Annotated in this window: 11 protein-coding genes; 6 read left to right on the top strand and 5 right to left on the bottom strand. The window is 63.0% G+C overall.

All coding sequences use genetic code 11. The features are described from left to right. Window positions 1–5: 5 nt before the first annotated feature. Entirely contained in the window at window positions 6–2570 is a 2565-nt protein-coding gene (locus tag AC1RKJ_RS14915; RefSeq protein WP_492791710.1) for a ligase-associated DNA damage response DEXH box helicase, read from the bottom strand. 302 nt (window positions 2571–2872) lie between these two features. Here AC1RKJ_RS14915 and AC1RKJ_RS14910 point away from each other — a divergent pair, with 302 nt between their 5' ends. Further along, entirely contained in the window at window positions 2873–4276 is a 1404-nt protein-coding gene (locus AC1RKJ_RS14910; protein WP_492791709.1) for an outer membrane protein, read from the top strand. A 78-nt stretch (window positions 4277–4354) separates the two neighbouring features. Here AC1RKJ_RS14910 and AC1RKJ_RS14905 read toward each other — a convergent pair whose 3' ends face one another. Then, complete coding sequence (locus AC1RKJ_RS14905) at window positions 4355–5281, bottom strand: class I SAM-dependent DNA methyltransferase (protein WP_492791708.1); 927 nt, start codon at window positions 5279–5281, stop codon at window positions 4355–4357. Window positions 5282–5375: 94 nt separating this feature from the next. Here AC1RKJ_RS14905 and AC1RKJ_RS14900 point away from each other — a divergent pair, with 94 nt between their 5' ends. The 4 genes from AC1RKJ_RS14900 to AC1RKJ_RS14885 all read left to right on the top strand — a co-directional run bounded on the left by AC1RKJ_RS14900 (window position 5376) and on the right by AC1RKJ_RS14885 (window position 9809). Beyond that, the gene (locus AC1RKJ_RS14900) at window positions 5376–6413 is read left to right on the top strand and encodes a ligase-associated DNA damage response exonuclease (RefSeq protein WP_492791707.1); all 1038 of its coding nucleotides are present in this window, start codon (window positions 5376–5378) and stop codon (window positions 6411–6413) included. Then, window positions 6410–8086 carry a cisplatin damage response ATP-dependent DNA ligase gene (locus AC1RKJ_RS14895; protein WP_492791706.1) on the top strand — a complete coding sequence of 559 codons (1677 nt, stop codon included), beginning with the start codon at window positions 6410–6412 and terminating at the stop codon, window positions 8084–8086. The genes AC1RKJ_RS14900 and AC1RKJ_RS14895 overlap by 4 nt, the downstream gene beginning before the upstream one ends. 70 nt (window positions 8087–8156) lie before the next feature. Next, window positions 8157–8462 (top strand): DUF6460 domain-containing protein, encoded by a 306-nt coding sequence (locus AC1RKJ_RS14890; RefSeq protein WP_492792758.1) that lies wholly within the window; start codon window positions 8157–8159, stop codon window positions 8460–8462. Window positions 8463–8519: 57 nt separating this feature from the next. After that, the gene (locus AC1RKJ_RS14885) at window positions 8520–9809 is read left to right on the top strand and encodes an MATE family efflux transporter (RefSeq protein WP_492792757.1); all 1290 of its coding nucleotides are present in this window, start codon (window positions 8520–8522) and stop codon (window positions 9807–9809) included. Here AC1RKJ_RS14885 and AC1RKJ_RS14880 read toward each other — a convergent pair. Continuing rightward, window positions 9784–10878 carry a quinone-dependent dihydroorotate dehydrogenase gene (locus tag AC1RKJ_RS14880; protein ID WP_492791705.1) on the bottom strand — a complete coding sequence of 365 codons (1095 nt, stop codon included), beginning with the start codon at window positions 10876–10878 and terminating at the stop codon, window positions 9784–9786. The two genes, AC1RKJ_RS14885 and AC1RKJ_RS14880, sit on opposite strands and share 26 nt — an antisense overlap. After that, complete coding sequence (locus AC1RKJ_RS14875; RefSeq protein WP_492791704.1) at window positions 10875–11219, bottom strand: DUF952 domain-containing protein; 345 nt, start codon at window positions 11217–11219, stop codon at window positions 10875–10877. Before AC1RKJ_RS14875 ends, AC1RKJ_RS14880 begins: the two co-directional genes overlap by 4 nt. A gap of 217 nt (window positions 11220–11436) precedes the next feature. On the opposite strand from AC1RKJ_RS14875, the gene AC1RKJ_RS14870 reads away from it, so the two are divergent. After that, window positions 11437–12063 (top strand): S24 family peptidase, encoded by a 627-nt coding sequence (locus AC1RKJ_RS14870; protein WP_492791703.1) that lies wholly within the window; start codon window positions 11437–11439, stop codon window positions 12061–12063. Window position 12064: 1 nt separating this feature from the next. On the opposite strand, the gene AC1RKJ_RS14865 is transcribed toward AC1RKJ_RS14870, so the two are convergent. Next, window positions 12065–13702, bottom strand: coding sequence for a lysine--tRNA ligase (locus tag AC1RKJ_RS14865; RefSeq protein WP_492791702.1), 1638 nt, complete (start codon window positions 13700–13702; stop codon window positions 12065–12067). Window positions 13703–13723 lie beyond the last annotated feature (21 nt).

The raw sequence follows: 13723 nt of genomic DNA, 5'->3' as shown, positions 1-13723 counted from the left end.
TCGCATCAGTCCTGATCGGGCGACATCGCCTCTTTCACGAGTTCGTCGGCGGCTTCCGCCAGCAACTCGTCGGAGGCTTCGCCATAAACCTGTTCGCGTCCGATTTCCAGCATCACCGGCACGGCCAAAGGCGAAACCCGGTCGAGTTCCTTGTGGGTGATTCGCCCCTTGATGCGGATCAGCATATCGCTGAGTCGGCGAATATCCAGCAGGCCGGTTGCGGCATCCGCCCGCGCCGCGCGGAGCAGCACATGGTCGGGCTGATGCTTGCGCAGGACATCGTAGACGAGATCGGTCGAGAACAGCACCTGCCGCCGCGACTTCTCCTCGCCGGTGAAACGCCGCGCGATCAGCCCGGAGATCACGGCACAGGTGCGGAACGTGCGCTTCATCAGCGCCGACTCCGCAAGCCACGCCTCGAGATCGTCGCCCAGCATGTCGGGATCGAACAGTGCATCCAGATCGAGGCGGCCGTTCCGGATCATCGACGACATGTCGCCGAGCGACCACACCGCCAGCGCATACTCATTAGCGACAAAGCCGAGCGGCTTCGCCCGTCCACGCTCCAGCCGCCGGGTCAGCAACATGCCGAGCGTCTGATGCGCAAGACGGCCTTCGAACGGATAGCAGACGAGATAATGCTTGTCGGCGCGCGGAAACGTTTCGACCACGAGTTCGCGCGGCCCCGGCACGCGGGAGAAAGCCGCCTGCAATGACAGCCATTCGCGCACCTGATCCGGCAGGCCTTTCCACGCAGGCGGATCGGCCAACAACAGACGCACGCGCTCGGCAAGATATGTGGACAGCGGAAACTTGCCGCCGGCATAGGACGGCACTTTCGCGTTGGCGTCGTTGCTGCGCGAAACATAAACCTCGTCCTCCATCAGCGCCTCGTAGCGCACGACCTCGCCGCCGAACACGAAGGTGTCGCCGGGCACCAGACCCTCGATGAAATATTCCTCGATCTGCCCGAGCATCCGCCCGCCCCGCGCGATGGCGCCCGTCGATCCTGAACCCTTGCTTCGACCCCGCACCAGCTTCACCTTCAGCATCGGCTCTTCGACGATGGTGCCGACGTTGAGCCGATAGCTCTGGCGCACGCGCGGATTGGTGACGCGCCACCTGCCGTCCTTGTCCTGCTTGATCTTCGCGAAGCGCTCGTAGCTTTTCAGCGCGTAACCGCCGGTGGCGACGAAATCGATCACGTCGTCGAAATCCTTGCGCGCCAAATCCGCATAGGGCGCAGCGCTTCTGACCTCGTCATAAAGCGCATCGGCCAGGAACGGCTCACCGCAGGCGCGCCCGAGCACATGCTGCGCCAGCACGTCGAGCGAACCGGCGCGCTGCGGCGGCGTATCCTGCGCGTTCTCCGCCACAGCATCGATGGCGGCCCGGCATTCCAGCACTTCAAAGCGATTCGCCGGAACCATGACCGCGCGCGAAGGCTCGTCGAGGCGGTGATTGGCGCGGCCGATCCGCTGCATCAAACGTGACGCGCCTTTCGGCGCGCCGACATTGATGACCAGATCGATGTCGCCCCAGTCGATGCCCAAATCCAGCGACGACGTGCAGACCACGCCGCGCAGCTTGCCTGCGGCCATCGCGTCCTCAACCTTGCGACGCTGCGCGACATCGAGCGAGCCGTGATGCAGCGCGATCGCAAGGCCGTCCTCGTTGATGCGCCACAAATCCTGAAACAACATCTCCGCCTGCGCGCGGGTGTTGACGAACATCAGCGAGGTCTTGTTGGCCTTGACCAGATCGTAAATCTCATTGAGCGCATGGCGCGCCATGTGACCGGCCCACGGCAGCCGCTCTTTGGTGTCGAGCATCTCGACAATGGGCGCGGCTCCGGCATCGGCGATCACAAGATCGGCCATGCGTTCCGTGCCACTCGATTGCAGCATCAGATAGCGGCGCAGGTCGTCCGGCACCGCAACAGTCGCCGACAGGCCCACCGTGGTCGCCTGCGGCGCGAGCCGCCACAGCCGGGCGAGCCCCAGCGACAGGAGATCGCCGCGCTTCGAGGTCACCAGCGCGTGCAGTTCGTCAAGCACAATGCGCTTGAGGCTCGACAACAGATACGGTGCGTCGTCAGACGACAGCAGCAAGGCGAGTTGCTCCGGCGTCGTCAGAAGAATGTCCGGCGGATACTTGCGCTGACGCTGACGCCGCGACACCGGCGTGTCCCCGGTGCGGGTCTCGACCCGGACCGGCAGTTTCATGTCGGCGATAGGACGCTCAAGGTTGCGCGCGATGTCGACCGCGAGCGCCTTCAGCGGCGAGATGTAGAGCGTATGCAAGCCGCTGCTGCGCGTCACACCGCGCCCTGTGGAGACGGTCTTCGGGCTCAGCCGCGACGTTGGCGCACCCAGTTCCACCAGCGTCGGCAAAAATCCGGCCAGCGTCTTGCCCGCGCCGGTCGGCGCGATCAGCAGCGCCGAACGATCGTCCCGCGCTTTCGCCAGGAGATCGAGCTGATGGACTCGCGGCGACCATCCCCGCGCCGCAAACCAGCGCAGGAAATTTTCTGGCAGCAGCTCAGGCGATACCGGGGTTTTGGTGTCCACGGCCTAGAGCTAAGCCGTCTTTCGCCCTCGGTCGAGGGCGGAGAACGACGGCTGCGAGCGCCGCGCTTACTTCGCGCGCTACCCGGCTGAGGGAGCCGATATTGCTGCTCTGCTCAAGAGAAAGCGATGATACGCATCAATGCATCGCTGCCCCGACAAAATGGCAGACACCAACACCAAAGTTCCAAATGTTTATAAAGTGTTAGTGAATTTTATGCCGCGCGATGTGGCTCATGGGTGACAGCCGAAGCAGCGATCGGGGTGTAACTATGAATGATCGAAGTTGGACGTCTTGGGGTGTCATGAAAAAAATTCTGGTCGCAGCAACACTCATCGGAACCACGGTCGCCGCGCAGGCCGCTGATCTTCCTGCCAAGGCGCCCTATTACAAAGCACCGGTTGCTCAGGTCTACAATTGGACCGGCTTTTATCTCGGCGTGAACGCAGGCGTCGGCATCGGGCGCAGCAACACCAACCTCATCGATCCTGTCGGCGGTACGGTTGAGTCGTCCCGCCTGGGTGGCATGGGCGCGCTCGGCGGCGGACAGATCGGCTACAATTGGCAATACGGGAACCTGCTCGGTTTCAGCAATGTCGTGCTCGGCCTTGAAGCCGACATCCAGGGATCAGGCCTCCGCGATAACCGCACCTGTCTGGGCGCTGGTGACTGCGTTCTCGCCGGCACCCAATTCGACCAGAAACTCGGCTGGTTCGGCACCGTGCGCGGCCGTGTCGGTCTCGCGACCGGACCTGTGCTCAGCTACTTCACGGGCGGCTTTGCCTATGGCGGCGCCGACACCGCAGCCAGTATCATCGGAGCGCCGGGACTGTCGTCCAGCACAAGCAACACCCTGACAGGCTGGACCATCGGCAGCGGCGTCGAAGCCGCACTGGGCGGCAACTGGACCGGCAAGATCGAATATCTGTATCTCGATCTCGGCAACCAGAGCGGCGGCGTCCCGGGCGTCTATGCCTACGGTTCCGATATCCGCGAACATATTTTCCGCGTCGGCCTGAACTATCGCATCGGTGGCACCAGCCTTTATGCTGCCGCCCCGGCTGCCAACTGGGCCGGTCTCTACGGCGGTCTGAATGCCGGCGGCGCAACGGCTCTGAATCGTAGTTCTTTGGCTGGCCCCGGTGCTCTCGAGAGATTCAACCTGAGCCCGGACGGCCTCATGGGTGGCGTTCAGGTCGGCTACAATTTCCAGGCCGCGAATTGGGTCTATGGCCTGGAAGCCGATTTCCAGGGATCGACCCAGCAGGACAACCGCGCTTGCGTGGCGAGCTGTTCGGCGGCGGGCATTGCGGTCTATGACCAGAAGATGCAGTGGCTCGGCACGGTTCGTGGCCGCCTCGGTTACTCGGTCGGAGACAGCCTGTTCTACGCCACCGGCGGTCTCGCCTACGGCAACGTCAAAACCCGCATTCAGGCAGGCGGCGGCGGCTTTGCGGACGTGACCTTCGACAAGACCAGAACCGGTTATGCCGTTGGCGGCGGCGTTGAATCGCCATTCGATTTGTTCGGCCTGTTCGGCCGGAACTGGACCTCGAAGACTGAATATCTGTTCGTCGATCTCGGCCGCGCGACGGATACCTTTACGGTTGGCGGAGCTGATTTCGCGACAACCAGCAAGGTGCAGGAGCACATCTTCCGCACCGGCCTGAACTATCACTTCAATTCGCCTGTGGTTGCGAAGTACTGATCGCAACATCCCTCATGACGAAAAACCCCGGCGCAAAACGCCGGGGTTTTTTGTTGGTGGAATGCCCTGCCGGAACGATCAGGTCTTGCTCGCCGTCACGACCAGACCCGGCACATTTTCTCCTGCCTCGGTGCGGGTGGACGCGGACGTGATCGCACACATCGTTAGGCCCACGCCCAGGACCGCCCTGCGCAAATAGTCCGCGCCGTGCGCGTAGCGCAGCCCACGGCCGAGAATGACGCCATCGCCCGCGTGCGTCTCCACCGTGAAGGCCAGCAGGCCATTCGGCCTCAGCACGCGCTCTGCTTCTAGCAACAGCGGCTCAAGCTGCGGCACATAGACAAAGGCATCGGCCGCCATGACAAGATCGACGCTGGTCGCACCCTCGGCCTGCAGACCTTGCAGCATGTCGGTGACATCCAGCCGCGCATAAAGGCCGGTGGCGCGCGCACGTTCGATCATTCCGGGCGAAAGATCAATGCCGATGAACTCATCCACCAGCGAGGCGAATTCCTGCGCCGCAAGCCCGGTCCCGCATCCGAGATCGATCGCGCGTTTGAAATACACCGGCAGCTTTGCCGCATGGCGCGCAGCCAGCACGGCTTTCAGCAACACCTGCGGGCCGCAGTAATCCAGATCCTGCACCAGCGTCTTGTCGAACCTTGGTGCGTACTGATCGAACAGCGCGCGGACATAGCCGGGTGGCATGGAGGAGACTTCTTCCGCGCCGAGCCGCATCAGGCGCAGCTTGGCGCCGTGCCGGTCATCGCTATCGGCCTCGCACGCATGGTTATACGCGACAATCGCCTCGTCCCACGCACCAAGTTGTTCGCGTAAATCGCCGAGCGCGAACCATGCCGACGCAAATCGCGGCTCGAGTTCAATCGCCTGCTCCATCAGCTCCGCCGCAGCGGCGAGATCGCCCCGCAGCATCAGGTCGCGTCCGAAATCGAACCGCCGGTCGGCGATCAGGTTTCCCGAAGACAGGAACAAGGACGCGGGCATGGACTTGATATGAACCTTCAGGAGAGAGCCTCGCGGGATTTACCAGACTCCAACGGACTTATGGAGTGACTATATAGCGCGGATGGTAAGGCAGATGCGCCCCCAAGACATCCTGATGCCCGTCGCCGCCGGCCTGTGCTGCAAGCCCGGCGGCTTTCATATCGACCCGGTGCGGCCGGTCGAGCGGGCGCTTATTACCCATGGCCATTCCGACCACGCCCGCCCCGGCCACGGCGCGGTGCTGGCCACGCAAGAAACCCTCGATATGATGCGGCTGCGCTATGGCGACAATTTCGCGGGCAGCACGCAAGCCATCGCCTACGGCGAAACGCTCAAGGTCGGCGGCGTCACCGTGACGTTTTATCCGGCCGGCCATGTGCTCGGGTCAGCACAGATCGCGGTGACCCACGGCAAAACCAAGATCGTCGCCTCGGGCGACTACAAGGACGCGACCGATCCAACCTGCGCACCGTTCGAGGTGGTCCCCTGCGACGTATTCATCACCGAAGCGACGTTTGGATTACCTGTCTTTCGCCATGGGGACGCTGCGGGCGAGATTGCGAAGCTGCTGGCATCCGTCGCGCTGTTTCCGGAACGCGCGCATCTGGTCGGGGCCTATTCGCTCGGCAAGGCGCAGCGCGTGATCGCCCTCATCCGCGCAGCCGGCTACGACGCGCCGATCTACCTGCATGGCGCGATGGAGAAGATCACGCGTTACTACGAGAGCCGCGGCATTCCGCTGGGTGATCTGCGAATGGCGAAGGGCATGAAGAAAGCCGACCTCGCCGGCACCATCACGCTCGCGCCGCCCTCGGCCATCACCGATATCTGGACGCGGCGATTTCCCGATCCGGTTGCGGCATTTGCATCAGGCTGGATGCGGGTGCGGGTCCGCGCGCGGCAAAAGGGCATCGAGTTGCCGCTGGTGATTTCCGATCACGCCGACTGGGACGGACTGTGCGCGACCATCGACGCGACCGGGGCGGGCGAGGTCTGGGTGACGCATGGGCAGGAAGACGCGCTGGTGCACTGGTGCCAGTCGAAGGGTTTAAAGGCACGGCCGCTTGCCCTGGTCGGCTATGGCGATGAAGACGAAGAGGCCGTGGCGGCCGACGAGGCATCGCCGTCATGAACCGGTTTGCGCAACTGCTTGATCGCCTGGCCTACGAGCCCGGCCGCAACAACAAGCTGCGCCTGATCACGAACTACTTTCGCGAGGTGCCGGACCCCGATCGCGGCTGGGCGCTCGCGGCATTGACCGGCGCGTTGTCGTTCCGCCACGCCAAGGCGGGATTGATCCGCGACCTGATCGCCGCGCGCACCGATCCGGAACTGTTCGCACTGTCCTACGATTACGTCGGCGATTTGTCGGAGACTGTCGCCCTGATGTGGCCTGCCAACCAGCGCGCCACCAATTCCCCGCCGCCACCGACGCTGACCGACGTGGTCACCACCTTCAACACGCTGGGCAAGACGGAAATCCCGGCGCAGCTGGTGCGCTGGCTCGACGAGCTTGATGAAACGGGACGGTGGGCGTTGCTGAAGCTTGTTACCGGCGGTTTGCGCATCGGCGTCTCGGCGCGGCTGGCGAAAACTGCCGCTGCGGCACTCGGCGGCAAGGATGCGCACGATGTCGAACTGATCTGGCCGGGGCTCGCGCCGCCGTATCTCGACCTGTTCGCGTGGCTCGAGGGCCGCGCAGACAAACCCGTCAATCTCGATCCCGCGCCGTTCCGTCCGGTGATGCTGGCGCACGCCATCGAAGACTCAGACTTCGCCAATCTTGCGCCGGAGGATTTCACGGCAGAATGGAAATGGGACGGCATCCGCGTGCAGGCGGTGAGCGGACGCGACGAGAACGATCACATCGTGACACGGCTTTATTCACGCACAGGCGAGGACATCACCAGGAGCTTTCCCGATCTGGTGCCGTCGCTGAGATTGCCCGGCGCGCTCGACGGCGAGTTGCTGGTGCTGCGCGACGGCCGGGTACAGACGTTCAATGTCCTGCAACAGCGCCTCAACCGGAAATCCGTGACGCCGAAGCTGATGAAGGATTATCCGATCCATCTGCGCGCCTACGATCTGCTCAGCGACGGCGCCAACGACCTGCGCGCGCTGACATTCACCGAGCGTCGCGTGAAACTGGAACATTTTATTGCGCAGCTTGGCGATCCCCGTATCGATCTCTCGCCGCAAGTTTCTTTCAAGACATGGGAGGATCTCGCCGCCGCACGCGCCGACCCGGCGAGTGCCGGAGCAGGAGAGGATTCGGAAGCTGTCGAGGGCGTGATGCTGAAACGCCGCGATGCCGCCTATCTGCCGGGCCGTCCGAAGGGCCAGTGGTGGAAATGGAAACGTGATCCGCACATCATCGACGCGGTGCTGATGTATGCCCAGCGCGGCCACGGCAAGCGCTCGTCGTATTACTCCGACTACACGTTCGGCGTCTGGACCAAAGGCGACGACGGCGATCAGCTCGTCCCCGTGGGCAAGGCCTATTTTGGCTTCACCGATGAGGAGTTGATTCAAATCGACCGCTTCATCCGCCGTCACACCACCGAAAAATTCGGCCCGGTGCGTCATGTGGTGCATGAACCGGATCAAGGGCTGGTGTTCGAGGTGGCGTTCGAGGGGTTGGCGCGTTCCGCGCGGCACAAGTCCGGTGTTGCCATGCGATTTCCCCGCATCAGCCGTTTGCGCTGGGACAAACCGCCGCGCGACGCCGACCGGCTGGAGACACTTGAACGAATGTTAATCTCCGAGGCGAAAATTCCGTCTGTCGCAGCCGTCGATAACCATTGACGCAGCGCAGACAGTTCCCATGTGGCGTGCTAGTGTGGGCGCCGCGCACACGACCATTCAGGAGACGACGATGCCGGACGACGTGAGGGAATTGCCAGCCAGAAACGACGACACCCTGTCGCGCTTTCTCGGCGGTTCGCCGCTGGCGGTGCTGGTGCGGCTGGTATTGCTGTCGCTGCTCGTCGGCGTGGTGCTCGCCGCGATCGGCTTCGATCCGTGGAATATCGTCTACAGCATTCGCCGGCTGGTCGACTGGATCTGGAATCTCGGCTTCGACGCCATCAACGGCCTGTGGCGCTACTTCCTGCTGGGCGCGGTGATTGTAATCCCGGTCTGGCTGATCTCGCGGCTGTTCAACACCAATCGGCCGCGCTGATTGAGGGACGCCGCTAAAGTCACGACCGCGCAGGTTTTCAGCATCGCCGGACCGGCGATGCTGGCCAACCTGACGACTCCACTCCTTGGTGTCGTCGCGACAGCCTCTATCGGAAGACTGGGTGAACCCGCGCTACTCGGCGGCGTGGCCGTGGCATCGGTCGTTTTCGATTGCCTGTTCTGGCTGTTCGGATTCCTCCGCATGGGCACCGTCGCGTTTACCGCGCAAGCTTTGGGCGCGCGGGACGATGCGGAAATTCGCGCGACCTTGTTCCGCGCCATCATTATCGCGACAGCCATCGGCCTGTTCCTGATTGCCGTCCACAAGCCGCTGGGCGCTATCGCTTTCTCGTTGATGGGCGGCAGCGAACCGGTGACCGCCGCGGCTCGCGAATACTTCGCAATCCGGCTGTGGTCTGCACCGCTCGCGCTCTGCAATTATGTCCTTCTGGGCTGGTTCGTCGGTCAGGCGCGCGCGAAAACCGCGCTGGCGCTGCAAATCCTGATCAACGTTGCAAACATCATCGTGACAGTCTGGCTGGTGCTTGTACTGAACAAGGGAATCGCAGGCGCGGCGATTGCCGCGATACTGGCCGAAACCATCGGATTTGTCGTGGGCGCGGCGCTGGCCTGGCGCCTGCTCGGCCGCATGTTCGACATCAGCGTTGAGCGGCTTTTCGACCGCGAGCGGCTTTTGCACATGTTCGCGGTGAACCGCGACATTCTCATCCGCACGGCAGCCCTCATTGCGGCGTTTCTGTTCTTCACCTCACAAGGCGCGCGCGCCGGCGATAACGTGCTGGCGGCGAATGCCGTGCTCAATAATTTTCTTCTCATCAGCGCATTCTTTCTCGACGGGATCGCAAATGCCGCCGAGCAAATCTGCGGACGCACTTATGGCCAGCGCAACCGCGAAGGTTTCCTGACCGCGACCAAACTCGTGATCTTGTGGGGCTCGGTTTTCGCGCTCGCCGTCGCAGCCGCGTATTTCGTCTTTGGATCGGCCTTGATCGAGGTCATGACATCGAATCTCGAGATTCAGCGCCTGGCAAACGACTATCTCGTCTTTGTGGTTCTCGCGCCGATCCTCGGCGTGTTCGCATTCGCCTATGACGGCATTTTCATCGGCGCAACCTGGGCGCGCGACATGCGCAATCTCATGCTGCTGTCGCTGGTGATCTTTCTTGCGGCGTGGGCGCTGACACGTCCGCTGGGCAACGCTGGCCTCTGGATTGCGCTGCTCGTTCACTACGTCGCGCGTGGCGGCCTGCAGGCGCTGCGCTATCCGGCGCTGCTGAAGGCTTCGTTCGGCGACCGCGCCCTCACTCCGGCCACGGCTCTGCGGTGATGGTCGCGGCATCCGCGCCGACGATTTCGGAAAGACTGTCGCGCCCGGTTCGCCGCAGCGTGGACAGGAGATCCGCCTTGATGTCCTCGACCAGCCCGAGCCCCTTGTAGATCAGCGACGAGTAAAGCTGAATCAGACTGGCCCCCGCGCGGATCTTCATCAGCGCGGCCCCTCCGGAATCGATGCCGCCGACGCCGATCAGCGGGAAGGCGCCTTCCGCCCGCACATAGGTTTCCGCCACCATGCGTGTGGACAGCTTTAACAGTGGCCGTCCCGACAATCCGCCCTGCTCTTTCGCACGCGCCTGCTCGCGCAGCGACGCCGGCCGCGATAGCGTGGTGTTGGCGACGATCATGCCATCGACACGCCGCGAACGGGCGATGTGCACCACGTCGTCAAGCTCCTGCAACGTCAGATCCGGCGCGATCTTCAACAGCAGCGGCGAATCGCCGGCGTTCTTGCGTACCCGCTCGCGCGCATCGACCACCCGCGCCAGCAGATCGTCCAGCGCGGCGGCCTGTTGCAGGTTGCGCAAACCCGGCGTGTTGGGCGACGACACATTGACGGTGAAATAGCTCGCCACCGGCGCAAACAGTTCGATCAGCCGGACATAATCGGCTGTGCGATCCACCGCATCCTTGTTGGCGCCGATGTTGACGCCGACGATGCCGCCGAGACGCGCCCGCGCGGCAAGCCTGCGCAGCACGGCTTCCGCGCCGTCATTGTTGAAACCCATGCGGTTGATGACGCCGGAATCCTGCTCCAGACGAAACAGCCGCGGACGCGGATTGCCTGCCTGCGGTTTCGGCGTCACCGAGCCGATCTCCACAAAGCCGAACCCCAGCCGCAGCAGCGCGTCGGGCGCTTCAGCGTTCTTGTCGAAACCCGCGGCCATGCCGACAGGATTGGGGAAATTCAGGCCGAAGGCGCGTACTGCGAGCTTGGGATCATCAGCGCGGGGCTTCGCGGGCGGCAGGAACCGCAAACCGCCGACCGCCAATCGATGAGCGTCCTCCGGATCGAGCCGGCGCAGCAACGGCAATGTGAGGGCGTCGAAGGCGCGGATCACGGGACAAGCTCCGGAATATCGTGCGAACCGTCGGACCGGGCGCGCAGGTCGAAAATCTGCGTCACGGCGCCAAGATCAAGTTCGCCGTAGAGATGCGGAAACAATTCGCCCCCGCGCGAAGGCTCCCATTTCAACGCGTCGCCGAGCGCATCGGCGTCGATGGCAATCAGGAAAAGCCCGGTCTGCCCCACGAAATGTTTGGCGACCGTCCCTGCAACCTGCGAGGCCGTCGAGAAATGGATGAACCCGTCACGCCGGTCGTCGGCGCTTCCGCGAAAGGTGCCTTGGCGTTCGGCCTCGCGCCAGGCCGAGGCCGGACAGACTTTATAGATCGTGGACACAGCGATCGATTCTCGTGAATTATTGATTTCTTTGGGCTTTTCCGGAGGCTTGCCGAACGCCCGGCAGACCGTATCGGCGCACTCCAGTCACTTCAAGGCCGGTATTCAGGGAACAGCACCCGATTGCAGAAGCCGTCGATTCGAGGTAATAATTCCTAGAATCTGATCAAATTCACTGCCCCGGTCCGGTCGGCTGGGCCACTCTCCGGCCACACCCATGCTTACTCACGATCAAATCTGGAATGCGCTGGATCGCCTCGCCGAACGCGCGGGGTTGTCGGCCTCCGCACTGGCGAAACGCGCCGGGCTCGACCCGACAACCTTCAACAAATCGAAACGCGTCACACCGGACGGGCGCGAGCGCTGGCCATCGACTGAATCTGTGGCGAAGGCGCTGGCGGCAACCGGCACGACGGTCGACATCTTCGTGCAACTGATCGAGGACACCGCCCGTGCCGTGCAGGCCGTGCCGCTGCTGGGATTCGCCGAAGCCGGCACCGGCGGTTATTTCGACGATGGCGGCTTTCCCGTCGGCAAGGGCTGGGACGAGGTCGGGCTTCCGTCCGTCAATGACGAGCACGCCTATGCGCTGGAAATTTCAGGCGATTCGATGAAGCCGGCCTATCGCGACGGCGACGTCATCATCGTCTCGCCGGGCTCGCCAATCCGGCGCGGCGACCGCGTAGTCGTCAAGACCAAGGACGGCGAGGTCACGGTCAAGGAACTGAAACGGCGGACCGCGAAAGTGATCGAGTTGCAGTCGCTCAATCCGGCGCACAAGGACCGCGTCATCGACGCCAAGAACGTCGAGTGGATCGCGCGCATCGTCTGGGCGAGCCAGTAAGTTATCCAGCTCGCTTCAGCGCCGCGTCGATCATCGCGATGGCATTCGCGATACCATAGACCGCGACGAACGATCCGAAGCGCGGGCCTTTCTCCTGGCCCAGCAGCACCTGATAGAGCATGTTGAACCAGTCGAGCGACACGCCCGGACGGCCATCCTTGCCCTTCTTGACCTGATCGAGAAACGGCTCGCGCCGGCCGATTTCATAGACCACGTTCTGGATATCCTCGGCGGATGCCTCCGGCGGCAACTGCGCGAGCGCGTTGCGCAGATCGGTCAAGGCCGCTCGCTCGCTGTCGGACGGCTCGCGGAACTTCTTCGTCGGAGCCACGAAGTCGCGATAATAATTGATCGCATAGCCGACCATGGCATCGAGTTTCGGATGAGTCTGCGGCGTCACACCCGGACGATAGCGTCCGATGAAGCCCCACAGCGTTTCGGCATTCTCCGCGTTGGACGACGACACCAGCGTCAGCAGCAACTGGAACGTGACCGGCATGTCGGCGAGCGGCGGCTGCCCGGCGTGAATGTGCCAGACCGGATTGCTCAGGCGCTGCTTGCCGTCCTGGCGCGGATAACCGTCGATGAACTGCTGATAGTCGTCGACATTGCGCGGGATCACATCGAAATACAGCCGCTTCGCCGCCTTCGGCTCGCGGTACATGAACAGCGACAGCGATTCCGGCGAGGCGTAACGCAGCCACTCGTCGATGGTGAGGCCGTTGCCCTTCGACTTGGAAATCTTCTGGCCCTTGTCGTCGAGAAACAGCTCGTAATTGAATCCTTCCGGCGGCGTGCCGCCAAGCGCCGAGCATATCTTCCCAGACAGCTTCACCGAGTCGATCAGATCCTTGCCCGCCATTTCATAATCGACGCCGAGCGCAACCCAGCGCATCGCCCAGTCCGGCTTCCACTGCAACTTGCAGTGCCCGCCGGTGACCGGAACGGTGACACGCTCTTGGGTGTCGGGGTCATCATAGGACACCGTGCCGGCCTTGGCGTCATGCGCGACGATCGGCACCTGAAGCACGATACCGGTGCGCGGCGAGATCGGCAGGAATGGTGAATAACTTGCGGCACGCTCCTCGCGCAGCGATGGCAGCATGATCGCCATCACCTTGTCGATGTTCTCCAGCATCTTCAGCAGCGTCGCGTCGAAACGGCCTGACTTGTAGTATTGCGTCGAGCTGGCGAATTCGTATTCAAAGCCGAAGGTGTCGAGAAACGCGCGCAGCCGCGCGTTGTTGTGTTCGCCGAAGCTCGGATGCGTGCCGAACGGATCGCGCACCTGTGTCAGCGGCTTGCCGAGGTCCTGCGCGAGCAGCTCCTTGTTCGGCACATTATCCGGAACCTTGCGCAGCCCGTCCATGTCGTCCGAGAACGCCAGCAGCTTGGTCTTGATCTTGTCGTCGGTGAGCACGCGAAACGCATGACGCACCATGGTGGTGCGCGCCACCTCGCCGAAGGTGCCGATATGCGGCAGCCCCGATGGGCCATAGCCGGTCTCGAACAGCACTTCGTCCTTCGGCTTTTTCTTCAACCGCGCGACAATCTGCTTCGCCTGTTCGAACGGCCAGGCATTGGATTGTTCGGCAAGAGCGCGCAGGTCGCTCGCGGTTGCAGGCATTTCAATCGACATCAAGGGTCTCCGCGCAGGGAA

This window comes from Afipia sp. GW822-FHT04G07, from assembly GCF_058800765.1.
This window is presented reverse-complemented; position numbering and strand designations above follow the sequence as displayed.